21 protein-coding genes are annotated in these 25,162 nt (G+C 34.7%); 12 read left to right on the forward strand and 9 right to left on the reverse strand.

What is annotated here, in order from left to right; genetic code table 11:
- Window positions 1–15: 15 nt before the first annotated feature.
- Window positions 16–1,020 (forward strand): o-succinylbenzoate synthase, encoded by a 1,005-nt coding sequence (locus tag PUH65_RS07230; protein ID WP_305519208.1) that lies wholly within the window; start codon window positions 16–18, stop codon window positions 1,018–1,020.
- 107 nt (window positions 1,021–1,127) lie between these two features.
- Here PUH65_RS07230 and PUH65_RS07235 read toward each other — a convergent pair whose 3' ends face one another.
- The 6 genes from PUH65_RS07235 to PUH65_RS07260 all read right to left on the reverse strand — a co-directional run bounded on the left by PUH65_RS07235 (window position 1,128) and on the right by PUH65_RS07260 (window position 11,610).
- Window positions 1,128–2,090, reverse strand: a complete 963-nt coding sequence (locus tag PUH65_RS07235; RefSeq protein ID WP_305519209.1) for a YpdA family putative bacillithiol disulfide reductase — start codon at window positions 2,088–2,090, stop codon at window positions 1,128–1,130.
- An 82-nt stretch (window positions 2,091–2,172) separates the two neighbouring features.
- On the reverse strand, window positions 2,173–6,384 hold the full coding sequence (locus PUH65_RS07240) for a T9SS type B sorting domain-containing protein (protein ID WP_305519210.1): 4,212 nt from the start codon (window positions 6,382–6,384) through the stop codon (window positions 2,173–2,175).
- A gap of 426 nt (window positions 6,385–6,810) precedes the next feature.
- Window positions 6,811–7,932: an alpha/beta hydrolase gene (locus tag PUH65_RS07245; RefSeq protein WP_305519211.1), complete on the reverse strand. Its 1,122-nt coding sequence runs from the start codon at window positions 7,930–7,932 to the stop codon at window positions 6,811–6,813.
- Between the two features lie 265 nt (window positions 7,933–8,197).
- Window positions 8,198–9,481 carry a glutamate-1-semialdehyde 2,1-aminomutase gene (gene hemL, locus PUH65_RS07250; protein ID WP_305519212.1) on the reverse strand — a complete coding sequence of 428 codons (1,284 nt, stop codon included), beginning with the start codon at window positions 9,479–9,481 and terminating at the stop codon, window positions 8,198–8,200.
- A 123-nt stretch (window positions 9,482–9,604) separates the two neighbouring features.
- Complete coding sequence (locus tag PUH65_RS07255; protein ID WP_305519214.1) at window positions 9,605–10,654, reverse strand: glucosaminidase domain-containing protein; 1,050 nt, start codon at window positions 10,652–10,654, stop codon at window positions 9,605–9,607.
- Window positions 10,655–10,701: 47 nt separating this feature from the next.
- On the reverse strand, window positions 10,702–11,610 hold the full coding sequence (locus tag PUH65_RS07260) for a 1-aminocyclopropane-1-carboxylate deaminase/D-cysteine desulfhydrase (protein WP_305519215.1): 909 nt from the start codon (window positions 11,608–11,610) through the stop codon (window positions 10,702–10,704).
- A 168-nt stretch (window positions 11,611–11,778) separates the two neighbouring features.
- On the opposite strand from PUH65_RS07260, the gene PUH65_RS07265 reads away from it, so the two are divergent.
- Window positions 11,779–12,033: a DUF6364 family protein gene (locus PUH65_RS07265; RefSeq protein ID WP_305519216.1), complete on the forward strand. Its 255-nt coding sequence runs from the start codon at window positions 11,779–11,781 to the stop codon at window positions 12,031–12,033.
- A 1-nt stretch (window position 12,034) separates the two neighbouring features.
- Complete coding sequence (locus PUH65_RS07270) at window positions 12,035–12,454, forward strand: PIN domain-containing protein (protein ID WP_305519217.1); 420 nt, start codon at window positions 12,035–12,037, stop codon at window positions 12,452–12,454.
- A gap of 188 nt (window positions 12,455–12,642) precedes the next feature.
- Here PUH65_RS07270 and PUH65_RS07275 read toward each other — a convergent pair whose 3' ends face one another.
- Complete coding sequence (locus PUH65_RS07275) at window positions 12,643–12,975, reverse strand: hypothetical protein (protein WP_305519218.1); 333 nt, start codon at window positions 12,973–12,975, stop codon at window positions 12,643–12,645.
- 39 nt (window positions 12,976–13,014) lie between these two features.
- On the opposite strand from PUH65_RS07275, the gene PUH65_RS07280 reads away from it, so the two are divergent.
- Together PUH65_RS07280 and PUH65_RS07285 are read left to right on the forward strand one after the other, a co-directional pair.
- Window positions 13,015–13,203: a DUF5522 domain-containing protein gene (locus PUH65_RS07280; protein WP_305519219.1), complete on the forward strand. Its 189-nt coding sequence runs from the start codon at window positions 13,015–13,017 to the stop codon at window positions 13,201–13,203.
- A gap of 111 nt (window positions 13,204–13,314) precedes the next feature.
- Window positions 13,315–13,848: a DUF4136 domain-containing protein gene (locus PUH65_RS07285; protein WP_305519220.1), complete on the forward strand. Its 534-nt coding sequence runs from the start codon at window positions 13,315–13,317 to the stop codon at window positions 13,846–13,848.
- 379 nt (window positions 13,849–14,227) lie between these two features.
- Here the strand turns inward: PUH65_RS07285 and pafA are convergent, their stop codons facing one another.
- A complete protein-coding gene (gene pafA / locus PUH65_RS07290; protein ID WP_305519221.1) occupies window positions 14,228–15,868 on the reverse strand; it encodes an alkaline phosphatase PafA in 1,641 nt (546 codons plus the stop codon).
- A 140-nt stretch (window positions 15,869–16,008) separates the two neighbouring features.
- Complete coding sequence (locus PUH65_RS07295; RefSeq protein ID WP_305519222.1) at window positions 16,009–16,797, reverse strand: sensor histidine kinase; 789 nt, start codon at window positions 16,795–16,797, stop codon at window positions 16,009–16,011.
- Between the two features lie 839 nt (window positions 16,798–17,636).
- Here PUH65_RS07295 and PUH65_RS07300 point away from each other — a divergent pair.
- The 7 genes from PUH65_RS07300 to PUH65_RS07330 all read left to right on the forward strand — a co-directional run bounded on the left by PUH65_RS07300 (window position 17,637) and on the right by PUH65_RS07330 (window position 25,038).
- Window positions 17,637–19,322: a glutamine--tRNA ligase/YqeY domain fusion protein gene (locus tag PUH65_RS07300; protein WP_305519223.1), complete on the forward strand. Its 1,686-nt coding sequence runs from the start codon at window positions 17,637–17,639 to the stop codon at window positions 19,320–19,322.
- Window positions 19,323–19,504: 182 nt separating this feature from the next.
- Complete coding sequence (locus PUH65_RS07305) at window positions 19,505–20,677, forward strand: thioredoxin family protein (protein WP_305519224.1); 1,173 nt, start codon at window positions 19,505–19,507, stop codon at window positions 20,675–20,677.
- Between the two features lie 10 nt (window positions 20,678–20,687).
- The gene (locus tag PUH65_RS07310; RefSeq protein WP_305519225.1) at window positions 20,688–21,311 is read left to right on the forward strand and encodes a DUF3575 domain-containing protein; all 624 of its coding nucleotides are present in this window, start codon (window positions 20,688–20,690) and stop codon (window positions 21,309–21,311) included.
- Window positions 21,312–21,313: 2 nt separating this feature from the next.
- The gene (locus PUH65_RS07315; protein WP_305519226.1) at window positions 21,314–21,517 is read left to right on the forward strand and encodes a hypothetical protein; all 204 of its coding nucleotides are present in this window, start codon (window positions 21,314–21,316) and stop codon (window positions 21,515–21,517) included.
- 93 nt (window positions 21,518–21,610) lie between these two features.
- The gene (gene dusB / locus PUH65_RS07320; RefSeq protein ID WP_305519227.1) at window positions 21,611–22,606 is read left to right on the forward strand and encodes a tRNA dihydrouridine synthase DusB; all 996 of its coding nucleotides are present in this window, start codon (window positions 21,611–21,613) and stop codon (window positions 22,604–22,606) included.
- Between the two features lie 148 nt (window positions 22,607–22,754).
- The gene (locus PUH65_RS07325; protein WP_305519228.1) at window positions 22,755–23,681 is read left to right on the forward strand and encodes an ABC transporter ATP-binding protein; all 927 of its coding nucleotides are present in this window, start codon (window positions 22,755–22,757) and stop codon (window positions 23,679–23,681) included.
- A gap of 40 nt (window positions 23,682–23,721) precedes the next feature.
- Window positions 23,722–25,038 carry an ABC transporter permease gene (locus PUH65_RS07330; RefSeq protein ID WP_305519229.1) on the forward strand — a complete coding sequence of 439 codons (1,317 nt, stop codon included), beginning with the start codon at window positions 23,722–23,724 and terminating at the stop codon, window positions 25,036–25,038.
- Window positions 25,039–25,162 lie beyond the last annotated feature (124 nt).

Consider the following 25,162-nt stretch of genomic DNA (forward strand, 5'->3'; position numbering starts at 1 on the left):
GCTCTGACTTTTTTTATGAAAAATGCTACTTTTAAACAATACTTTTTAGAGTTCAAACAACCGAGCGGAACTTCGCGTGGTGTTTTGACTAGTAAAGAAACTTATTTTCTGGAAATTACCGAAGGTGATAAAAAAGGAATCGGCGAATGCGGAATTTTCCGTGGACTCAGTTTTGAAGACGTTCCAGAATATGAAGAGATGCTGCAATGGCTTTGCGATAATATCAACGCGAATAAAAAACTACTTCGGAAAGAACTGCTTCATTTTCCTTCCATTTGGTTTGGATATGAACAGGCAATGTTGAATCTCCAAAATGGTGAAGATCTTTATTTCCCAAGCGACTTTTCCGAAGGATATTCTTCTTTGAAAATCAATGGTTTAATCTGGATGGGAACTGCAGAATTTATGCAACAGCAAATCGAAGAAAAACTGGAACAAGGATTCGGTTGCATTAAACTGAAAATTGGTGTAGATTGGAAATCAGAAAAAGAAATTTTAAAAAAAATTCGACAAAAATTCTCAAAAGAAGATTTAGAATTAAGAGTTGACGCCAATGGTGGTTTTAGTTTTGAAGAAGCGAAGGTGGTTTTAAAAGAACTTGCAGATTTGGACATTCATTCCATTGAACAACCCATTAAAGCGGGAAACGTTTCCGAAATGGCTGAACTTTGCAAGAACACGCCAATACCAATTGCTTTAGACGAAGAATTAATTGGCGTTCTGAATTTCGAGGATAAAAAAGAACTTTTAGAAAAAATAAAACCGCAGTTCATTATTTTGAAACCCTCTTTAGTTGGAGGTTTTTCGGGCACAGATGAATGGATTTCATTCGCGGAAGAAAAAGGAATTGGATGGTGGATTACCTCGGCTCTTGAAAGTAATGTTGGTTTAAATGCAATTGCGCAATATACTTTTACCAAAAACCCGAAGATTCCTCAAGGTTTGGGTACGGGCAGATTATTCACCAATAATCTGGAAACCAGGTTGGTTTTACATGGTGATGAGTTGATGATGAGATAAATGCACTTTTTCAAAGTTTAAGAATTATTTTTTACCGCAATAGAGACAAAAGTTTTATTCAATCAACCATTTCAATTTTTCTTTGATCTCTTTTGCGGTTAAAAAAATTAAATCTTATTTAAAATATCTTTTATAATAAGTTCTGCGTGGACTCTTGAGTTTTCTATAAACCAAAGATGCGTGTCTTTTCCACCACAAACTACGCCGGCTAAGTACAATCCCGGAACATTCGTCTCCATTGTATTTTCATTGTAAAAAGGATTTAGATGTTCACCCTGAAGTTCGATCCCAGAATTTTTTAGAAATTCAAAATTGGGCAAATATCCGGTCATGGCTAAAACAAAATCATTTTCTATTTCCACAATATTTTGATGTTCGTCTTTGATGATAATTAAATTCGGTATAATCTCCACAACTTCCGAATTATAATATGCTTTAATACTTCCTTCGTTAATTCGATTTTCAATATCTGGTTTTACCCAATATTTTACACTTTTAGAAATCTCGGCGTGCCGGAAAATCATCGTAACTTCTGCGCCTTTTCTGTAAGTTTCTAAAGCAGCATCAACGGCAGAATTACTGGAGCCAATAACTGCTACTTTTTGATTTGCGTATGGATAAGGCTCTGTATAATAATGTTTTACTTTTGGTAAATCCTCGCCTTTTACCTTCATTAAATTTGGAATATCATAAAAACCCGTTGCAATGATTACCTTTTTTGCGAGGTATTTATTTTTAGAAGTTTCCACCAAGAAATCATCTTCTTTAGTGACTTTTAAAACCTCTTCATATAAATTAATATTGACTTTTCGATGGCGTGAAATTCCCTGGTAATACTCCAATGCTTCTCTCCTACCCGGCTTTGGCGCTGTAGAAATAAAAGGAATATCTGCAATTTCTAATTTATCTGCGGTCGAGAAAAAAGTCATATACAACGGATAATGGTAGAGCGAATTTACAATCGTTCCCTTTTCGATGATTAAATAGGTTAATCCTGCTTTCTCTGCTTCCAATGCGCAGTTCAAACCAATTGGTCCGCCACCAATAATGATAATGTCATATAATTTCATGGTGCAAATATATTGAACTGAAATTTCTTAACTCAAAAAATTGAAATCTCTTTTATAAAAACTGATGTTACAACTTACTATCTTAGTTTCTATTTTTCACTAAAACCCAACCGGTAAAAACTCTACCATCGGCTAAAGTCAAAACATACCAGTAAGAATCAGTTGGCACTACTCGAGATAAAGTTTTACCATTCCATTCTAAACGGGTAGCACTTTCCTGCTCGAAAATCTTTTCCTTGAATCTGTTGAAGACTTTTATGTTGGCTTTTTCACCATCGAAAACATTGAGATCATCAATAATCCAGGTATCATTAATTCCGTCATCATTTGGAGTAAAGGCATTTTTAATATTTAAAACCAATCCTTTTTTAATAACACCCAAACAATCTGAGCCTTCAAATTTTACATAGAAAGTCACCACGCCATAAGGCAAATTATAGAAAGTATTTGTTTCCTGATAATTGACGCCATCAATAGAATACAGAATCTTTTTGCTACCTGTGGCGATTACGGTATAAGAGTTTCCGCTCGGCAGTAATTTAGTGATAATGGGCACTTCATACATTTTCACATGCACTTCAGTTGTGAAGGTGCAGTTATTAGCAGCAGTAACCTTTAAAGTGTAGATGCCAGCAGTTTTAACTGCTTTTAATTCTTTAGTAGTCGAAACAATTTCTCCGGCAGGATTTTTCCACTCATAACTGACGAGATTTAGATTGGAAAGATCAGGCTTAACATCGACAAAACCATCTGGACAGAAATAATAAATTGGCAAAGTAAACATGGGTGTTTTCTTTAATTTCAAATTAATTTCCACAAAACCAGGACAGAAACCTGTAGTGTTTACTTTTACAAATATTTTTTGAGACCCCGAGTTTTCATTAAATAAATAACTTGCTGGAGTTGAAATTTTATTCGTTCCATTATTCAAATCCAGGAAGGTTGGATAATATTCAAATGTGGCATTACCCATGTAAATATTTTTTTCAAACTGAGTTAAATTGATATTTTCTACACTGTCATTTCCCGAATCGCACTCATTAATTAAAAACGGACCCTTGTTATCAAAAGTGATTGTTGTGCCTAAATTAAAATCAATAACTGCGGTATCAAAACACCCAGGAATATTTTCTACACGCACCCAAACTTTAGTAATAGAAGGATCAAAACTATATTTTTCAGGATTTACAATTGGATTCTTATTGGTATCAGCCTCCATTTTAGAAAGGAAGAAACTGAAATTATTATCTGCACTTTGGGTATAAACCATATAGTCTGTAAAACTGGTTAAATCCACATCGTACAGTCCGTCAAGATTATCATCACATATATTTGCAATCACAGAATTCATTGCTTTTGGCGGAAGATAGGTTTGCAACTCGATAGGCGCTATAGAATAACACCCAATCGTTTTCGACGTAAATCTGGCCCAAACTATCTTTTTGGAAATAATAGTAACGACTGGCGAAAAGATTTGCGTAGACGCAATCCCAGCATTTGCAGCGTTTTGTGTTTCATAATAGGTAATTGCAATATCGCCAAGTGAGTACGTATTTTCGCTTTGAGCAAATAACTGCGGCAAGGCTTCATTCAAATCAAATGATTCATTGAGATTAAAATCATAATCACATTTTTTGAGCGCTGCACTTTTCAAAATAATGACTGGTAAAAAATTCAACTGAATATTTAAAGTACTTACTGAATAACAACCGCCTGCTAAAGCCACTTTCACATAAACAATGCTGTTTTTAGGAATAACAAATTCGTTAGGATTGCTAATTAAACCAGTCAAAGAATTATTATTGGAATTATATCCCGTGTAATATTCGAAGTTAACTGAATCTACACCTGTATAAATTTCCGCCTGAAAATTGGTGAGGTCAACAGGTTCAAAACCGTCATTATTATTATCGCAGACAGAATCAAGTACCACCGAAACAACTGTTTTGATTATTGGAGTTGAAACTAAATTCAAGTCGATCTCAAAAACTGCAAAACAACTATATGACTGAATTCTTGCAAAAAGTTTCGCCGTATTCTGAATTTCAAATTGAGTAATTGCATTGGTATTATTCTCAGCATCCGTAAGATTAGTAAAGTAAGAGACCGTAGCATTTTGCGCGCTCACAATTCGATTGCTCAAAGTGGATAGAACTACATTTTCCTGACCATCATTATTAAAATCACAAATATTAAACTGAGACTGACTAATGATTACATGAACCAAATTAATCGTTAGCGCTTTTACCGCATAACAATCTGTGGCATCTGAAAATTTAACATAAAAAGTTTTCGAAATAAAATTACCATCTTCCGTAATCGTTTGAAGATTGGAAATAGGATTAGTATCTGCTTCTGCATCTTCTACGGATAAGAAATAACTGGTTGTGATTCCGACAGGAAGTTGAAGTAACATTTCCGGTGCGTAATCATTTAAATTAACATTAATATCATCAACTCCATTAAAACAAAGATATACCGTGTCATCTTTGGCCTCAATTTTTGTAAACGTAATGTCCAGATTAATGGTTGCGATACTGAAACAACCACCAGGAACTTCAACTCGTGCAAAAACCTGATATCGTCCTTCTCTAATCGTGGTTAATGGTGATCCTGAACCAGAATATGCTTGATCGTAGGTTTCGTAAAAAATTAAAATAAGACTTGGATCAGAGGTCACCAAAGGGCCTAAAATGTCATTAAATGCAAAAACCTCTGTAAGATCTCCTAAATAATCGCAGGTCGTAAAAATATAATCGATTGGAGAACTAACTGATGGCGCAGGTCTAAAACGAATCGTTACCGGACCAAAAGTCTGACTGCAAGTTGATGTTTTGTAACTGACATAAAGCTTTGCATTATTCACAAGATTAGCAGTTGTGATTTCATTGGTATTATTATCGGCGTCGGCTTGAGACAAAAAATAATGAATACTACCATTAATAGGAGATGTAAATAATCTATTATTGAATAGTGATAATTGATAATTATTTTCAACACCATCGTTATTGATGTCGCAGATATCAAGAGTTGAAGTAAGCAAACTTTGCGAAATCAAATTCAGATTTAAAACTGCGATTCTAAAACAGTTGGGATCAGACTGATTTTGAACCCGAACGTGGAAAATTCTGTTACTGTTTAAAATAAAATTTATCGGTTGTGGATTTATTCCATTTTGGGCATCACTCAAAGAATTATGAAAAGTAAAATTTAAATTATTTGGATTTTGAGGAGTTAAATCAGTTTTGTAATCCTCCAGATTAACATTGAAAGTAGTGTCTCCACAGAAAATCTTAGTAAAGTTTTTGGCTAGCGGAAAATCCGATGCAAAGGTCACAGCAGACGTATCTTCTAAAATATAATTGAAATTTCCACAAACGGGATAGGAAACCTTTACTGTAAAAATTTCATTCTTGGTTGGACAAACATTTATGGTATTCCTAGAACCTACCATTTGATTAGTAGCATTAAACCATGAAATTTGTGGAGTTATAGCATTACCACTTGGCGCAAATTTCCAGGCCTCATTTTGCGCTTCCCAAATCCCAGAATTCCTGCTGGCGGGAGAATAGCCAACTGTAGATTCTGAATTAATAATTCCTATCAGCGAGTTTTTAAATTTTGCTTCAGGACAGAGCAATGGTTTATTTTCGACAAAAATCTCAACGATATTAGAACCTTCTGAAAGAACGATTTGAGAAGTCACCGTTTGTGCACAACCCAACACTCTTCCTTTGTAGAAATTCACTACGAGTTTACGACAAGGCGCAGTTCCAATGATACTGTAATAGACTTCAGAATCGTCATCTTTTGAAAAAACCAAATCACTGAATACACCAAAAACACTATTTTTAGGCAACGCAATACTTGGATTTAATTCCTCTACATTCGGATAGTTAACTTTCCCTAACTGCGAACTGTCAAACGTAAGAACACCGTTACTCCCTACAATAACCTCGTTGTAATTCTTACCGAAATAACAAAAATTAAAAGGGATTTTTATTTTATCAAAAAACAAATCATCCGCATTAGCATTCAATGGAGTACCAGAATTAAAATCGCTGTACGGTGTGAAGTTTTCCGAAGAAACTTCATAAGAATTAGTCTCAAAAAAAGTAGGATAATTTGCCGTTAAATTCAGGCAATTACCTTGTAGCGGATAACTACAATCGATGATGGGATCTTCATTACCCAGATTATCTGTTATTTTTACCGCATTACAGAAATTCTGTCCAAACAATGGAAAGTTGAATGTTAAAAAGGCGAATACTAAAAAAATGACTCTTCGCTGCATAATATACAGTTGGTTTTTTTTGTTGTTGACCTTTCAAAATTTGTGTTTTTTTTGGAAAGAAATTTCCATTTATTTGCGACTGCAATCTACGTTTTTATTTTGTGGCTTATAATAGTTTGTGCAGTTACAATCATAAATTATATCTTTATTTACTATTTTAAATTCAAAAAAAAGATTACCAATCGCTTGAAAACCCCTCACATAGGATATTGAATATTCGTTTTTACCCCACAAAAAATATACATGATTTTCATCATGTATTCAGTTAAAAAAAGACAGGAATGAAAATTCAAAATTTAAATTTTAGAAATAAGTAGTTCAAATTATTGATCTTATTATAACACTTATGAATTAAGTTAGATTATAACTCAAAACAGATAACTTCAAATAAATGTCGCAGTGATTTATTTAGAAATTATATACCTGTTAAGCCAAAAAATACAATTGCTCATTTACCTTCTTCCTTTTTGCGATCAAACTTTGATCGGTATCATTCAGCACCGAAATCACATCCGCCTGAACAGATGAACTGGAAAGATAATTCCAGTGATTTCCAACCTGGAATTTAAAATTGGTATTTAAATCATTTTTGACCTCCGTACAATCGATGACAGAAATTACATCTTGAATTTTCGAATATTCGCTCGGTCCCATTTTACCCAATCTGGGCGAAAGAATATTTTTAGAGAATTGAGATATTCCTAAAACAGCATCTTTCCGATTAACATACACAGTTACTCGGTTGGCCAACTTCGGAAGTTTTATGAAAGATTCTTCTTGCTCTTCAAAAACGCGAAAACTAACATCGGCACTCAACAGCACAACTTGATCGATAACGCGAGAGATATTCTCTGTTTTCAAACTGTACAACATGCTTTGTAACAAACGGTTTCCCATGCTGTGCGCCATCAAATGAATTCTTTGATAACACGGAACCAAATCTTTATCGGCAAAAACATCTTTTAAAAACTGGGTGTAAAAATAGAAAAGCCGCAGCAGGGAATTTCCAGAATTGATGCTCGCTGCTTTATCATCAAAATAAGTCAACGGAAAAACCGAACTCGACGCTGGCCAACTAATGAATAAAATATGATTGACAGGCGATTTGGGGTTATCAATATAGAGTTTCTTCAATTCCAAAATCGCTTGTAATTCTTCATCAAAAGTATAGGCGTAACCATGAATAAACATGAGAATATCGTTCCTTTGTTTGGTAGCCGACATTTCTTTATAGAGGTCATAAAACATTCGCTGCGTTCCACCCAGATTGGCGCTTGTTAATTTGGATTCGACAAGTTTTTTTTCTTTTTTCAGAACTTCCAGAACATTTTCATAACCACTATTTTGAGGTTCAGACAGGAGTTTATAATCTAAGATTGCACGATCTTTATAATTCTTTTTCTTTAGTTCTTCCTTCGTTGGTTCTTTCCAGTTATCTAAATTACACTTGGCGAGTCTGAAATTAGGAACGGAAACTTCTTCATTTGAAAAAGATTCTTTACCGTTTTCTATTACGATTTTTCTATTGCTTAAAATAAATACAGACATGGCTTTGTGTTTTTAATGGTTATTATTAAAGGACCTGTTATGCATTTAGAAAGAGTTCAAAAAAAGATTGAATAATGGATTCTGGCGGACATCCATTTGATTACCAATCAATTAAATAAAAACCTTTATTAATCAAAATTACAACATTATTTCATTGAAACTGAAGAAATATCAAAGCGATGGAAAACATCATTAGAAATAAGGAATAAAAAAAAACAGTCAAAAATATTTTGACTGTTGTAATTAATTGATAATATTAAAAAATTTAAGAATACTCAAACTTTCGAATAACTTCTAAAGTTTGGTCGATTTCTTTGTCTTTAATCGCATCAGAAATAAACCAGGTTTCATAACCACTTGGCGGCAAATAAATTCCTTTTGCCAATAACTGATGAAAGAAATTATTAAACAAAGCATGATTTGCATTGGCTGCTTCATCAAAATTAGAAACCGCATTCACATGGAAAAAGACACTCATCATGGAACCTTTTCGGTTAATCCGATGCGGAATCGATTTATGATTCAATATTTTTCCGATTTCGAAATCTAAAACTTCAGTGGCTTTATCAATATTTTGGTAAAAGTTTTCATCATTTTTAATGAGTTGCAAAGTCGTTAAACCTGCACGCATTGCCAAAGGATTTCCGCTCAAAGTTCCGGCTTGGTAAACTGCACCTTTTGGCGCAAGATGATCCATGATTTCATTTCGTCCGGCAAACGCACCAACCGGAAGTCCGCCACCGATTACTTTTCCGAAAGTCACCAAATCTGCTTTCACACCGTACAATTCCTGTGCACCACCAAACGCTAAACGGAATCCGGTCATTACCTCATCAAAAATAAGAAGTGCTCCATTTTCATCACAAAGTGTTCTCAGTTTTTGAAGGAAATTATTTTCTGGTAAAACGCAACCCATATTTCCCGCAACCGGTTCGATGATGATTGCTGCAATTTCGCCTTGATTTAATCGGAACAAATCTTCAACCTGTTCGATGTCATTATATCTGGCGAGTAAAGTATCTTTTGCAGTTCCCGCAGTAACTCCGGGGGAATTTGGATTTCCAAAAGTTGCCATTCCACTCCCTGCTTTAATTAAAAAAGAATCGGAATGTCCGTGGTAACAACCTTCAAACTTGATAAATTTATCTCTTTTCGTAAATCCTCTCGCTAAACGAATGGCACTCATACATGCTTCTGTACCGGATGAAACCATTCTGATCTGATCAATATTGGGAACATTTTCTACAATGTACTTTGCAATTTCAGTTTCCAACTCGGTTGGAGTTCCGTAAGAAAAACCTTTTTCTGCCTGTTTTTTAATGGCTTCTAAAACTTCAGGATGCGTATGCCCCAGAATGGCCGGACCCCAGGAATTGATATAATCAATGTATTGATTATCGTCGGCATCAGTCAGGTAAGCACCTTTTGCGGCTTTCATAAAAATTGGCACGCCGCCTACAGATTTAAAAGCACGAACGGGAGAATTTACACCGCCCGGAATATATTGGTATGCTTCGTCGAATAAAGCAGAACTTCTTTGGTATAACATTTAGGTTGTAGTTAATGGGTTTTAGTTTGTAGGATTATAGTTGATAGTTGATAGTTGAAAATTAAATCTTAAAAATGATTAATCTAATTTCTACCACCTACTGCCTAACATTTACTAACTGTCTTACTTTCTTGGCTTTTTGCTTTGAAGGTAGATAAGTTGTCCGGATTTTGGTTGCTGCCCAAAATCCATCCGGTTTTTAGCATAGAGTTTATTCAGTTTAATTCCGAATTTTTGAGAGATATCGTGCATCGACTCGCCTGCCTGAGATTTATAGGTCGCTACATTTCCTTTTGAGGATTTATTTTCGAGGAATATAATTTCATTTCTTTTTAATTGAGTCCCATCGAGTTCATTCCATTTCATCAAAGCGGCTTCTGTAATCTGGAATTTTTTCGAGATGGCTGCTAAATCAATATCATCTGGAATGATCACGAATTTTTTACCGCCATTCGGGTGACTTTTAATTAAAATGGAATTAAGTGTTTCGGCTTTGGTTACAATTTTTTCTACATTTTTTTTCTGTTGTGCATAAGAAGTCTGCTCATACGGAACCTTCACCGTAACAGGTTTTGAACTTGTCTGACTCTGCTCTAACTGTGCCATAAAAATACGGTCGTTCTTCAAATCAGGATACATTTTCAAAATGGCATAATTCACTTCCTTCGAATTCACTTTATCGAATTCATAGAGTCTATTTTTCTCAATTTTATCGATGAGAATATAAGCGTATTTTGGATTGGTCGCATAGCCGGCTTTCTTTAAACCGTGTGCCCAGGCTCTATAATCATTCATATCGAGTTTAAAAAGATTCACGTAATATTTTCGGTATGCCAAAAATTTAGAGTGATCTTCATACGATTCCCGCGGATCATCATACACACGGAAACACTCGTTTGGTGCATCATCGGTGTGGGTCATGGTTTTGCCCGTCCAGTCTTCTTTACATTTAATGCCGAAATGATTATTTCCCTGTTGCGCCAAGCGACTCTGTCCGCCACCAGTTTCCAGAAGTCCCTGTGCTAAGGTAATTGAAGCAGGAATTTTATATTTTTCCATTTCCTCTACCGCATATTTCGCAAACTTTTGAATATATTGCTCGTCTGTTTTCCAACCTTGAGCGTTGAATTTCGCAAATAAGAGAACTGCGAGAGCAAAAAATACTTTCTTCATATTTTATATTTAATGACTTTAAAACCTGTAATGTTCTATATCATATTTCAATTAATATCGATTAACCTGCGGTTCTGTTTTTTCAGCAATTCATTGGCTCCAGAGATTCCCTGCAAGCCGCCCGTATGAAAAGCCAGTATTTTTGTTCCTGCCGGAAAATAATCTTCTTCTATCAATTCGAATAACTTCTTCATCATCTTTCCCGTATATATCGGATCGAGTTGAATTCTGTATTTCTGTTTGAAGTCATTGATAAAACGAATATTTTCGTCGGTTATTTTACCATATTTTCCATCATGTGCTTCTATCAGTTCAAAGTTATTTTTGGTTGAAAGTTCCGACACCTTATTATATAAGGACTGATCGTCAACAACTTTAAAACCTAAAATCTTTTGATTCTCTTTTGCAAACTTAGAAATTCCGGCGATTGTTCCACCAGTTCCTACTGCACTGCAAAGATAATCAAATCTTTTTGTTTCCTCAGTGAGCATGAATTTAATCCCTTCCACAGCATCTTTGTTGGTTCCACCTTCCGGAATAATTAAAGCATGGGGGAATTCTTTTTCCAGTATTTGGGTTAATTTTTCTTTGTTTTTATATTCTTCCCGACTCACAAACCGAAAATCCATTCCGTTTTGATGTGCCAGTTTTAAAGTTGGATTCTCCTGCCATTTATCCTGAAGTTCATCACCTCGAATAATTCCTAAAGTTTTCAATTGAAACTCTTTTCCTAAGGCAGCAACAGCCGCAATATGATTAGAGAAGGCTCCACCAAAAGTAATAATAAAAAGATTTGCGGGATTTTGATCTATATAGGAATTGATATTATAAAAGAGTTTCCAGTATTTGTTCCCTGAAATATGAGTATGAATGAGATCTTCTCTTTTCAGAAAAAGTTGGATGTTTTTCTGAAGAGGAATTTGGGTGATGGGAATTGAAATAGTGGGAATTTTCATTGGTGCAAAGTTCGGGAATAATTGATGAAATAGAATAAGACTGATTTCTTTTTAAAGAAAAGACGTAAAGATTTTATTTCTCAAAAAAGATATCTTGTAAATCTTAATTACAGAAAGTTATATAATTTTTCGTATAAAATCATTATATTTGTACGTATAAATTATATTATGGATTCTAAACTCACCCTCAAATTAAATGAACACGTTATTGAACGTGCGAAAAAATACGCGTCGACTAAAAAGTTGAGTTTATCAAGATTAATTGAAAATTACTTGGACTCGATTACTAAAGAACAAAATGATGATTTTGAGATTTCTCCTTTTGTGAAAAGTATTTCGAGTGGAAAAAGTATTCCTGCTGATGTAGATTGGAAAACTTCAAGAGAAGATTATACTGATCATTTAGACAAAAAATATCAGTAAAATGCAAAGTATATTTTTAGACACCAATATTGTCATCGACTTTCTGGGGGAAAGAGAAGGTTTATACGAACCTGCAGCAAAGATTATGACTTTGGCGGATCACAAGAAAATTAAAATTTTCACCTCGCCTACTTCAATTTCTAATACTTATTATCTGCTTTCAAAATATGAAAACACGAAAATAGCATTGGAGAAAATTAGAAAATTTAAAGTGCTCTGCTCCATTTCCTTGATGGATGATGAAGTCATTGAAAAAGCAATTAATTCTGATTTTAAAGATTTTGAAGATGCGATGCAATATTTTAGCGCACTTGCTTCTGATTGTGATTTGATTGTTACTAGAAATGAAAAGGATTTTAAAAATGCAATGATTCCTGTGATGAATGGGGAAAGTTATTTGCAGACGCTGAAGAAACTATAAAAGAAATCCGTTCCATAAAGTTTCAAGATTTGGAGGAAATTAATTTTATACAACTTTGAAAAATACTCTATTTTAAAAAGTAATTTTCTTTCTTGCCCAATCTGCGCCCCGACCTGAAAGGAAATCCTTTTGTGAGGAACGAACAAAAGATTGGGAGTGGAGGGCGGAAATGTGCGCCCAAATAAAAATTAATCCAAAATATATTTCCAGAAACTCCAGGCTTTTCGGGAGACGAGGTAGTTTAAATCGTTTTCCATGGCGTAGGCTTCCCGCTCGAAGGAGATGGATTTGTAGGCGAGGAAATGGTCTTTTAATTTGAAGTACCAATAATAATATTCGAGCACATACCAGAGATAAAAGAAAATTAACAACAGTTCTACCTGCTGGCGCATATGGATTTTCTCGTGATTGATCAGGATTTTATTGTGCAAGTCTTCCGGCCGTTTCAAAAGTATAAACGGGAAAAGAGTAATCCCTGAAATTTTTGTATTTTTGAGAAGTCTTTGGCAAACCAGTATCATAAAACAAAGATATTAATTTCAGGAAATCTGATTTAACTTATGTACCAGAAAATCATCAAAGAACACGAAGACTTTTATTATAACGAACAGGGCTATAAAGTTTTTACAGAAGCCTACCACCTGAAACGGGGATATTGCTGCAAAAGTGGTTGTAAACATTGTCCCTACGGTTATGATAAAAAGACGGATACTTTTAAGAAAACGGTAAAACCGGAGACGAAAAAATAACAGACTGATAGATGAGAGACTGATTATTAATAAGCAATGGGCAATAAAGTAATTGGTATTGAACACTTTCTAATTCATTTTTTTAAATAAAATAAAAAAAACATAAAGGTCATGAGCAAAAAATATATCTTACTTTTATTGGCTTCTGCCACATTGGGCTTGACTTCTTGCAGCCCTTTTCAGGTGAAATCTGATTATGCAGAAACTGCGAATTTCAATCTGTACAAAACATATAAATTGCGTATTGATGATTTGAAATTGAACGATATTGATAAAGACCGAGTTTTAAACGAAGTCTCTAAACAACTGCAAACAAAAGGAATGAGTGTTTCCGACAATCCGGATTTGATCGTGAACGTGAAAGCGAATCATAAACAAATTCAGGATGTTCAAACAACTCGTCCGTACGGAATGTATGGTTGGGGCGGCCCATTTGGTTGGGGCGTTGGCATGAGCAGAACCTGGACGCAAAATTACAACCAGGGTTCTTTGATTGTTGATTTGATTGATGCGAGAACTCAGAAATTAGTTTGGCAAGGAGTCGGAAGCGGAATTTCAGTAGATTCACCGAAATCGAAACAGAAACAGATTCCGGAAATTGTAAGCGAGATTATGGCGAATTATCCGCCGAATAGAAATAAATAATTTTTTATAAAATATTGAGAAAGACTGATTGAGAAATCGGTCTTTTTTTGATTTAAGTTTTAACCAAAAAGTTTTTTACTGTTCTTGACACATGAGTTACATGAGTTTTTAGTGAAATGCAAGATCATATTACTTTTAAATGATGTATTTTTTGGAGGAAATCTTAATTCACTTAATCTCTTAATGCTTAAGAATTAACACCGATTTGTCATTCTGACGAAGGAAGAATCTCATCAATTTGAACTGATATATTTTGTCTTTTTTATCGTTGATACATGCTTTTACTACACTCAAACAAGTTTTAATTTTTTAACAAAAACAAAAAACCGCTCGAAAGCGGTTTTTAATTATTCTGTATTTCTAAGTATTTATTTAAAACTTATTTTCCGATTGCTTCTGTAATTGGATTTCCAATATTTCCGCTTGGGAATTGAATGTGCAGAAGGGCTGCTAATGTTGGTGCAATATCAGTCATACTGTGTGGCTTATTGCTCTCACCCTGCTTAATTCCCCAACCCATAAAAATTAAAGGAATGTGTGAATCATAAGAATTCCAAGAACCATGAGTTGTTCCAAGTTTTGAGTAAGTTGGCAACCAGTTATCGTGGTAGATCACTTGAATATCGCCACTTCTTTGCCAGTTGTATCCGTTTACAATTCGGGTTCTGATCGGTTCTGGGATTGACGCCGAAGCGGCTTTTTTCATATCAACCGCAAATAAAATAGATTTGTCTTTATTTAAGATATCGATTAAATAGTGTTTAACCTGGTCCGCATCTAATTTATTATCCATCATTAATTTATCATCCAGATAAACCTGATTGTTGGTTATTTTAGAGATTAATTTATCAACCTTAAACTTGTCTTTCAACATTACGTTAAATTCTTTATTGTCTTCGCCATAAAAACCGGTTGGCATTTTATGCTCATCCATAAAACCTTTTGAATGAGCACCCCCGTGATCTGCCGAAAGGAAAACAGTGTATTGATCTTTCCCAACATTCTGATCTAAATATTTAAAAAACTCTGCCAAATCGCGGTCTAATCTTAAATATACATCTTGAACTTCAATGGAGTTCGGCCCAAATTTATGTCCGGCATAATCGGTAGAAGCCAAGTTAACTGCTAAGAAGTCGGTAACTGCATCAGCACCTAATTGTTCTCCTTTGACGGCGGCTTCTGCAAGTTTTAATGTTAAAGTATTTCCAAAAGGCGTGGATCGAATATCTCCTTTCTTCGTTTTATAATCTGCAGCCAAATTACTGTAAGGGAAAGTGGGTGTTTTTGCACTTCCCTGAAGTCCTTCCCAAGGCGAATTGTCGGGTGAACTTTCTGTGTATTCAGCAATTGGAAGCAAAGTGTTCCAACCATTTTTCACCAATTGTTCGCCCAATTTTTGATTGTTGAAATCATTGATCCAAGTTGGTAATTCATTTCTATAGTACGAACTGGTAATAAAATTTCCAGTGGTATCATCGAACCAATAGGCGCCGGTTGGATTATGTCCGGCAGGAAGAATCGATGCTCTGTCTTTTAAAGAAACGCCAACTACTTTCGCATTAAAATTAGTTGCCAGGCGAAGTTCATCAGAAATAGTGGTGGACCATAAGTTTCTAGGCGAATGACTCCCCACTTTCGCATCACTTGTTCCAACTGGCTTCACGGTTTCATCAGTGGTACAGTAAACGTTTTTACCCGTTTCTTTATCGAACCAGTCATTTCCAGCAATTCCGTGAATGGCAGGAACAGATCCTGTGTAAATAGTGGTGTGACCAATGGCAGTATAGGTTGGAATGTAATTAATGTGAACATTATTTAAGGAATAACCCTGGTTCAGCAATCTTTTGAAACCATCATTTCCGTATTTTTCATAATATCGGTACAAGTAATCCCAGCGCATTTGATCTACGACTAATCCTACGACCAGTTTTGGTCGATCGACTTGTTTGGCTTTGTTTTTTTGAGCATTAAATCCGAGGGAAAGTACTGCCAAGAGAACGATACTTATTTTTTTGAGCATAGTTTGAGAATTAATATTTAATAATTTTAAAGTGAAAGACAAATTTAAGGGTTTAATTCGAGAGCGGAGAATGAACAAATTATGAACTTTGATTTTTACTTAAAAAAATTCATGGTACATGATTTTACTTCAATTTTCATCTATAAATGTAAAATAAACTGCAGATGCAATCCTTTTTCAGAAGGAATAATTTTAAACTCACCATTCATAGAGTTCATTCTGGATTCCATATTTGCAAAACCATTCCCTTCGAAATTTTCAGATTTCAAACCTACTCCATCGTCTGCAATATTAATTAAGAATTGATTTTCATTTTGGGCAAATTCAAGAAAAACGTTCTCGGCGGAACTGTGTTTATAAATATTATTCAAAGCCTCTTTAGCACACAAATATAAATTCCGACGAATAACCGCACCCAAAACTATATTTTCATATCCTTCATTTTGAATATGAGGTCTAATGCTTGTTTTCTTGAAAAAATTAACCGCGTAAACCGTTACATAAGTAATGAAACTTTCTAAACTGTCGTTGTGAGAATTAAGACTCCACAACATTTCACGCATCGAATGATTCAGATTATCACAACTTCTTAATAAATCTTCAATGTTATCATCAGTAACATTATCGTGTGTCGAAAGTTTCAAATATTCGATCTGAAGTTTTAAGGCCGAAATTCCAGACCCAAAATCATCATGCATATCCCGAGAAATTCTTTGCCTTTCAAGCTGTGCTTCCTTCTGTACTTTAAGCTCATTTTTCAATATTAAATTCTTAATTTCAACTTCTTTGAGTTCATTTTTATTTTGAAAAACAATTTGTTTACGGTTAGAAACCACTACGATAAAAATAATAAATCCAATTAAAATCACCATCACGAAAACAGCAAGAACATAAGCGAGTTTAATTTCAAATGGTAAATGAGTAATCACGATAATTAGATTTAATGTTTACGGGTAACAGCAATGAGAAACAATAGATAACTTACCATTGTAGCGCCTTTGAATACATTATTAATCAATAATAAAAAACCTATATCATTTTTCTCCAGCCAGGGCATTGGTATAATCCTGAAAAGAAAAAAAACACTCCAAAGAAGAAGAGCAGAACTCACCCAAAACGCCTCTTTATGAAAAACATACACTCTGCTTCTGCTTTTTAACTGATTGAAAAAATATAAAAAAGAAAGGATAATGAAAAAAGCACAAAATGTAATCGCTAACGGAATAGGATAGGTTTCTTTAGCATTAAATATAAAAATCAAACAACAAGAAAAGGAAAATAATCCAACAGCATAAACTGTATTTCTATATGATGAAACTTGCCTCGAAAAATAATACGTAAAAAAGGCTATATAAAGCAGCGAGCTGAAAGAATAAAACCGGTTAAACTCAATTGAAAACAAATACGGTAATGTTTCTAAAGTACAAATAATCACAAAATAAATATAAAGGTTCGAATTCGTTCTTTTTCGGTATAAAAAAGAAATTATCAAACAGCCATATATAAGTACAAAATGAATAATTTCTTGCAAGATGATCATTTGTGTGTACGTTAAGTAGTTAGAGTTTTTATAAAAAACTTATTATTTAATAGAGCATAATCTTATTTTATAATTAAAGTTACAAAATATTTATAAAATTTAACAATTATTAACAATTATTTCTTTGTTAAAATATATTCTCCGCATAATCACTAAAAAAAGTGGCACATCAAAAAGCAATAACATATTCTGCTTTTTCTTTCACTCACTTTTTGCTAAATTTGCAGAATGAATAATCCTGAAGAAGAAGATAAAAAACCTCTCAATTTTATTGAGCAAATTATAGAAGAAGATTTAGCTGCTGGTTTACCGAAAGATAAACTGCGCTTCCGTTTTCCGCCGGAACCAAATGGTTATTTGCACATTGGTCATACCAAAGCAATTTGCATTAATTTCGGTTTGGGCGAGAAATATGATGCTCCCGTAAATCTTCGCTTTGATGATACCAATCCTGAAAAAGAAGAGCAGGAATTTGTAGATTCAATTAAAGCAGATATCGATTGGTTAGGTTTCAAATACGACCAAGAATTATATGCTTCAGATTATTTCGATCAGTTATATGATTGGGCGGCTCAGATGATTAAAGATGGAAAAGCGTATGTAGACGAACAACCCTCAGGAGTTATTACAGAACAAAGAAAAAGTCCTTTCGAAGATGGCGTAGAATCTCCGTTCAGAAATCGCCCGACCGCGGAAAGTTTAGAACTTTTCGAAAAAATGAAAAATGGGGAATTCGAGGAAGGAACGATGTCACTTCGAGCAAAAATCGATATGACTTCACCAAACATGAACATGCGCGATCCTGTCATGTACCGAATTTTGAAAAGACCACATCACCGAACAGGAGAAAAATGGAAAATTTATCCCATGTACGACTGGGCACATGGTGAATCAGATTATATTGAACAGATTTCTCACTCTTTATGTTCTTTAGAGTTCGAGAATCACCGTCCGTTATACGATTGGTATTTGGATCAGGTTTATGACAAAGAAAAGATTAGAAACAAACAACGTGAATTTGCACGGATGAATGTTTCTTATATGATCACTTCCAAAAGAAAACTTCAAAGACTCGTTGCTGAAAATGCAGTGACAGGATGGGACGATCCTAGAATGCCTACAATTTACGGAATGCGAAGATTAGGTTATACACCGACTTCCATTAAGAAATTCATAGACCGAGTTGGGGTAGCAAAAAGAGAAAACTTAATTGATGTTCAGTTGCTGGAGTTTTTCGTAAGGGAAGATCTAAACAAAATTGCAACCCGAGTAATGGCAGTTGTTGATCCGGTAAAATTAATAATCACGAACTATCCGGAAAATGAAGAAGAATGGTTAGAAACCGAAAATAATCCAGAAGACGAAAACGCGGGAACAAGAAAAGTTCCATTCTCCAGAGAATTATATATAGAGCGAGAAGACTTTAAAGAAGAAGGAAACAAAAAATTCTTCAGACTAAAACTAGGTGGAGAAGTTCGTTTGAAATCCGCATATATTATTAAAGCAGAAAGCGTAGATAAAGATGAAAATGGGGAAATCACGACTATTTATGCAACCTACGACGAGAAAAGTAAATCAGGAAGTGGTACGGAAGAAAGTCTGAGAAAAGTAAAAGGAACACTTCACTGGGTTTCTGCACAACATGCAATTCCGCTGGAAGTAAGAATTTACGACAGACTGTTTACAACACCACAACCCGATGCTGAAAAAGAAACTGATTTTATGCAATTCATTAATCCTGAAAGTTTAAAAATCGTACACGGATTTGCAGAACCTAGTTTAGAAAATGCAGAAATCGGTCATCCATATCAGTTCCAAAGAATTGGCTATTTTACGAAAGACAGAGATTCTTCTGCAGAAAAATTGGTATTTAACAGAACGGTAACTTTAAAAGACGGTTTCAAGCCAGAATAAACAAATTGTATAAAGAGCCCTTTTTGTTCTAAAAACAGAAAGGGTTTTTTAATTAAAATAAATTCTTCGATTTAACGACCCAATTAATTTTGATTCTCAATATCAAAGTTTCACTATTCGAACTTCATTTATAAATAGGGAATAACTTATTTATAATTATCTTCGTACCGAATTTTATTAAAATGAAAAAAACACTTACAGCATTTTTGCTCTTGACCTATCTGATTTCGTTTTCGCAGGAAACGATTAACTTTGAAAACACAAGTTTTAAAGAAGTTTTAGCCAAAGCAAAAAAGGAGAAAAAACTGGTTTTTATGGATGCATTTGCGTCTTGGTGTGGACCTTGTAAAATGATGGAGAAAAATATTTTTCCACTTCCAGCCGTAAAAGCATATTATAACTCCAATTTTATCAACGCCAGATTCGATATGGAAAAAGGTGAAGGTCGAGATATCGCCCTAAAATATGGAGTTCGGTCGTATCCTTCTTATTTATTCCTAAACGGAGATGGAGAAATTATCATGAAAAGTTATGGTTATATGGGTGAAGAAGATTTCATCGCGATTGCAAAGGAAGCCAACAATCCTCTTCTGCTAAGCACCTCTCCAAAAGAACTTTTTGATAAAGGAGAAAGCGATCCAACTTTTTTATTAAACATGATGCGTCAAAACGCACAAACCGATTACGAATTAGCGAAAAAAGTTTCGGAGCGATATTTTAAAGTGATCAAAAACCAAGAGTTTACGAGAGATGATATCGGGATGTTACTCTATTTTGTAAAATCTCCGACAGATGTTAATTATCAGATATTTAAAGATAAAAAAGCAGATATTGTAAAAGAAATGTCGGAAGATATTTACAATCAATTTGATGTAAATATTAAAATTTCTCATGTGATGGAAGATTCTTTAGATAAAGAAACCAAACTCATTAATGACGATTATTTTTATAAAAATGCAATTCCTTTGGTAGGAAAAACCGAAGCAGAAGTGGCGCTCAACCGAATGAAAGTAATCTATTACCCAAATGTTGGCAACTTTAAAGAATATGAAAAAGCGGCTTTGGTTTATTACAAACATGCAGAAAACTTTGATCCTGAAGAGTTATTAAAAGCAGCCTGGATTTTTAGCGAACATGTAGACAATAAAGTAAGTTTACAAAAAGCCGAAGAATGGGCAGAAAAATCAGTAATGAGCAGCGAAACGGCAGAAAACACATATATTCTTGCTAAAATATATCAGAAAACCGGCAAGAAAGAAAATGCCAAAATCTACGCAGATATGTCTAAAAATCTAGCCGAACAACAAGGCAAAGATTCCTCTGCGGCCAAACAACTATTAGAAACTTTAAAATAATTTTTTGATTTTGAAAAGAACAATTATTATCTGCGCAATTTTATGCGGCTTTTTGAGTAGCGCTCAAAATCAAGAACCCTCCTCAAAAAATATTTATCTTAAAGCAAATGCCCTTTTTCTTCCCATCGGAGTTTTAAATGCTGGTGTTGAATTTCAAGTAAAAGAAAAGATCACTGCGCAAGGAGATGTTTTTATTTCTCCCTGGAAATCGTTCGCGGGAAAATATGCCCAAGTGTATATGATGGGGTTTGAAGGAAGATATTATTTTCAGGAAGCATTTAAACATTGGTATGTAGGTGCCAATATTTCTGGAGCAAGATATATCATTCAAAAATACAATTATTGGAGTGATGATATCTTTCAATATACCGATGAATCACCAACCTATGTTTCGTCTGATCTGTACCAAGATGGTTATTCCGTAATGATTGGCGCAACGGTGGGTTATCAGTTTCAGTTAAGTGACCGCTGGAATATGGATTTATATATTGGTGGCGGTTCTATACAAAGTTTTTACAAAGGATATCATAAGGAATTAGGCGTTCGATATGATACTGATCCGACCCGCGATTACAACCGCAGTGGAGAATTTCTTCCCTACAAAGGCGGAGTAATGATTTCTTATAAATTATAATTATGGATATAAAAAGTACAAAATTTGCGGCCATCGCGGCCATCACTTTCATCATTTTATTCCTGTTTAATTATGTCGGTAATCCACTGGAAGACAAATTAGAACGTGCCCTAATGACTGCTGTAGCAGGAGTTGGTGGTTTAACAATTGGAATGTGGTTTGTGCATCGGAATTCGAAAGATGATACACATCACGATTTTGATTAAAATAAAATTTAAAGAAAACAGAATTTCAAATGATTCTGTTTTTTTATTTTTAATGGTTTCTCTATTCAATTTCAGAATTAATATCTTTGCACCATGATAAAAATCGGAAATATAGAACTGCCCGAATTTCCCTTGTTGCTTGCACCAATGGAAGATGTCTCGGATCCGCCATTTCGTAAATTATGTAAAATGCACGGTGCAGATCTCATGTATTCGGAATTTATTTCTTCGGAGGGCTTAATTCGCGATGCCATGAAAAGCATGAAGAAACTGGATATATTCGATTATGAAAGACCAGTTGGTATTCAGATTTTTGGTGGTGATGAAGAAGCCATGGCACTTTCCGCTAAAATTGTAGAAGCTGTAAATCCCGATCTGGTCGATATTAATTTCGGTTGTCCTGTAAAAAAAGTAGTTTGCAAAGGAGCTGGCGCCGGCGTTTTGAAAGATATTGATTTGATGATCCGATTAACTAAAGCGGTCGTAAACTCCACCCACCTTCCTGTAACCGTAAAAACCCGATTGGGTTGGGATACAGAATCCATTAACATTATGGAAGTTGCAGAAAGGTTGCAAGAAGTTGGTGTAAAAGCCTTGACGATTCACGCCAGAACCCGTGCGCAAATGTACAAAGGTGAAGCAGACTGGAATTACATTCACGCCGTAAAAAACAATCCCAATATCGAAATTCCGATTTTTGGAAATGGAGATATTGATTCGGCTCAAAAAGCACAGGAATATAAAAATAAATTTGACTGCGACGGAATTATGATTGGTCGTGGCGCCATCGGTTATCCCTGGATTTTTAATGAAGTAAAACACTATTTTAAAACCGGAGAAATTTTACCTGAACCAACGATCACCCAAAGATTAGAAGCCGTAAGACAACATGCAGAATGGAGCAAAGATTGGAAAGGGGAACGACTTGGTTTGATAGAAATGCGCCAACATTACAGTAATTATTTCCGTGGGATTCCACATTTTAAAGATTTCCGCAGGAAGTTTCTAGAGGTATTTACTCTGGAAGAAATGGATATGGTGATTGCAGAAGCAGATGCTTTTTACAAGGATTTTGAGTTTGTGAATTAAGATAAGAGCAAAGTTTAATATTCAGTTTTTGAGTATTTTGCCAATTCAAAAAACTCCCGCTTTTCTTGAATACACAACTATCCAATAACTTTTCTCTCTGTCGTAACTTTTCTCTGATATAAGGGACTAATCAATTAAATTTTATTCGATGCTGAAAGCAGAAAACGTAACTAAAACCTATAATGCCGGTAAAAAACTAGCGTTAGAGGATTTCTCTATAGACGTTCCGGAAGCGAGTATTTATGGACTTTTGGGTCCAAATGGTGCTGGGAAAACAACCTTTATCCGGATCATTAATCAGATTAAACAAGCCGATTCTGGTAATGTTTATATCAATAATCAAAAACTGAATCCTGACCACATCAGACAAATCGGTTATATGCCAGAAGAACGTGGTTTGTACAAAAACATGACCGTTGGAGATCAACTCCTCTACTTTGGCGAACTGAAAGGAATGTCGAAGAACGATGCGTTGACCCAGGCAAAATATTGGTTTGAACAATTACAGATCGATCAATGGTGGAAGAAAAAACTGAGTGAACTTTCTAAAGGGATGGCGCAGAAAATTCAGTTTGTAGTGACGGTTTTGCACCAGCCAAAATTGTTGATTTTAGATGAACCTTTTTCAGGTTTCGATCCGGTGAATGCGAATTTAATTAAAGATCAGATCCTGAATTTAAAAAAGAACGGAACCACCATTATTCTCTCGACTCACCGTATGGAAAGTGTGGAAGAAATGTGTGATTATGTTGCGCTCATCGACAACTCCAGAAAAGTTTTGGATGGGAAAGTGTTTGATGTGAGGGAGCAATTCAAGAAAAATATTTTTAATGTTACTTTATCAGATGTTGATAATGAACGTTTTGAACAATTTAAAAATCTGTTCAATGTTCAGGAATTCTCAACTGAAAATCAATTGGTTTCTTTTGATTTAAAAAATGACCGCGACCAAAACTCACTGTTAAATGAATTGATGAAAGTGGGTAAAATAAGATCTTTTGATGAGAAAATCCCAAGTATGAATGAAGTTTTCATCAATGCGGTGGGCGGAAATCAAACTGGAAAGTCAGCGTAGGTTTTATAAGTCGACGTTAAAATCTTAATTAAAATTATTTATGAAAAATATAATTCTAATCACCAAAAGAGAATATCTGACTCAGGTTAAGAAAAAATCTTTTGTCATCCTAACGCTTTTAGCACCGATTCTAATGATTGGTTTTGCAGCCTTAATCGCCTTTATGTTTAAAGCGAATGAGAGCACAAGCACCTTTAACGTGGTTGATAAAAGCGGACTTTTTGTAGGGAATTTACAAAACACGAATAAAGTAAAATACGTTTTTGTTCCAGCCGAGAATGAAAAAGCTTTGGTTTCTACCCTAAAAGAAATGGATGGAATTGAAGGTCTGTTAATTATTCCAAAACTTGAGAATCAAAATTATGACGAACTCGCAAAAGGTTCTAAATTATTGATTAACAAAAAAATTGGATTTGACACCAAAACAAAAGTATCGAGTGATTTATCAAAAGTCCTTAAAAAAGAAAAAATAAAAACGCTCGGAATTTCAGAAGACCAAATGAAAAATTTGGATGAGAATTTCGAACTCAATACCCAAAATGTAGTTGACAATAAAAGTTCTGATAACGACTTATCTTTCGGCGTAAAATCCGGTTTAGCCATGGTTCTAATGTACGCCGTATTCATGTTCATCATCATTTATGGCGTTCGGGTGATGCGAAGTGTTTTGGAAGAGAAGAACAACCGCGTAGTCGAAATCATCATTTCATCGGTAAAACCATTTGAATTGATGATGGGGAAAATTCTGGGAGTAACTTTCGTCGCTTTAACCCAGTTCTGCATTTGGATTACCATGTCCGTGATCGGTGCTTTATTCCTAAACACGGGATTTGCCGCAATGCAAAGTCAAATTCCGGGTGGTGAGGAATCTGCCGAAATCGTACAGAAATTCGATTTTACAAAAATGGCGGGCGAAGTTTCACATATTCTTTTAGATATGAATGTTGCGTTGATTATTGCCGTATTCATCGTGTTCTTTTTACTCGGTTACATTTTTTACAGTTCCATGTATGCCGCGATTGGGTCGGCCGTAGATAACGAAACGGAGACGCAACAGTTCACTATGTTTGCAATTATTCCTTTGATGGTTGGAATGTACGGAAGTTTTACCATTATGAATAACCCGGAAGGTCCACTTGGGTTTTGGTTATCGATCATTCCGTTTACTTCTCCGGTCGCGATGATTGCGAGAATTCCTTTTGGAGTGCCGATTTGGCAGATTATCTTATCTGCAGGATTGCTTTTGGTTTCTACCTTATTAATGATTTATATCGCTGGCAAAGTATACCGTGTCGGAATTTTAATGTACGGAAACAAGGCGACTGCGAAGGAACTTTGGAAATGGATTACGAGCTAGGGCTTAGTTGATGGTTGACAGTTCACGAAAATATTTAATAAAAATTCCTTTCAAATCATTGAAAGGAATTTTTATTATTTTAGCATTTACATTGATGATACTAATACAGCGTAACTAGTGTCTG

It is taken from the genome of Kaistella sp. SH40-3 (assembly GCF_030686865.1).
Lineage (GTDB): Bacteria > Bacteroidota > Bacteroidia > Flavobacteriales > Weeksellaceae > Kaistella.

Coding starts and splice junctions, on each gene's coding strand:
- PUH65_RS07230 (WP_305519208.1), top strand. CDS start 16: ATGAAAAATGCTACTTTTAAACAATACTTTTTAGAGTTCAAACAACCG.
- PUH65_RS07235 (WP_305519209.1), bottom strand. CDS start 2,090: ATGAAATTATATGACATTATCATTATTGGTGGCGGACCAATTGGTTTG.
- PUH65_RS07240 (WP_305519210.1), bottom strand. CDS start 6,384: ATGCAGCGAAGAGTCATTTTTTTAGTATTCGCCTTTTTAACATTCAAC.
- PUH65_RS07245 (WP_305519211.1), bottom strand. CDS start 7,932: ATGTCTGTATTTATTTTAAGCAATAGAAAAATCGTAATAGAAAACGGT.
- hemL (WP_305519212.1), bottom strand. CDS start 9,481: ATGTTATACCAAAGAAGTTCTGCTTTATTCGACGAAGCATACCAATAT.
- PUH65_RS07255 (WP_305519214.1), bottom strand. CDS start 10,654: ATGAAGAAAGTATTTTTTGCTCTCGCAGTTCTCTTATTTGCGAAATTC.
- PUH65_RS07260 (WP_305519215.1), bottom strand. CDS start 11,610: ATGAAAATTCCCACTATTTCAATTCCCATCACCCAAATTCCTCTTCAG.
- PUH65_RS07265 (WP_305519216.1), top strand. CDS start 11,779: ATGGATTCTAAACTCACCCTCAAATTAAATGAACACGTTATTGAACGT.
- PUH65_RS07270 (WP_305519217.1), top strand. CDS start 12,035: ATGCAAAGTATATTTTTAGACACCAATATTGTCATCGACTTTCTGGGG.
- PUH65_RS07275 (WP_305519218.1), bottom strand. CDS start 12,975: ATGATACTGGTTTGCCAAAGACTTCTCAAAAATACAAAAATTTCAGGG.
- PUH65_RS07280 (WP_305519219.1), top strand. CDS start 13,015: ATGTACCAGAAAATCATCAAAGAACACGAAGACTTTTATTATAACGAA.
- PUH65_RS07285 (WP_305519220.1), top strand. CDS start 13,315: ATGAGCAAAAAATATATCTTACTTTTATTGGCTTCTGCCACATTGGGC.
- pafA (WP_305519221.1), bottom strand. CDS start 15,868: ATGCTCAAAAAAATAAGTATCGTTCTCTTGGCAGTACTTTCCCTCGGA.
- PUH65_RS07300 (WP_305519223.1), top strand. CDS start 17,637: ATGAATAATCCTGAAGAAGAAGATAAAAAACCTCTCAATTTTATTGAG.
- PUH65_RS07305 (WP_305519224.1), top strand. CDS start 19,505: ATGAAAAAAACACTTACAGCATTTTTGCTCTTGACCTATCTGATTTCG.
- PUH65_RS07315 (WP_305519226.1), top strand. CDS start 21,314: ATGGATATAAAAAGTACAAAATTTGCGGCCATCGCGGCCATCACTTTC.
- dusB (WP_305519227.1), top strand. CDS start 21,611: ATGATAAAAATCGGAAATATAGAACTGCCCGAATTTCCCTTGTTGCTT.
- PUH65_RS07325 (WP_305519228.1), top strand. CDS start 22,755: ATGCTGAAAGCAGAAAACGTAACTAAAACCTATAATGCCGGTAAAAAA.
- PUH65_RS07330 (WP_305519229.1), top strand. CDS start 23,722: ATGAAAAATATAATTCTAATCACCAAAAGAGAATATCTGACTCAGGTT.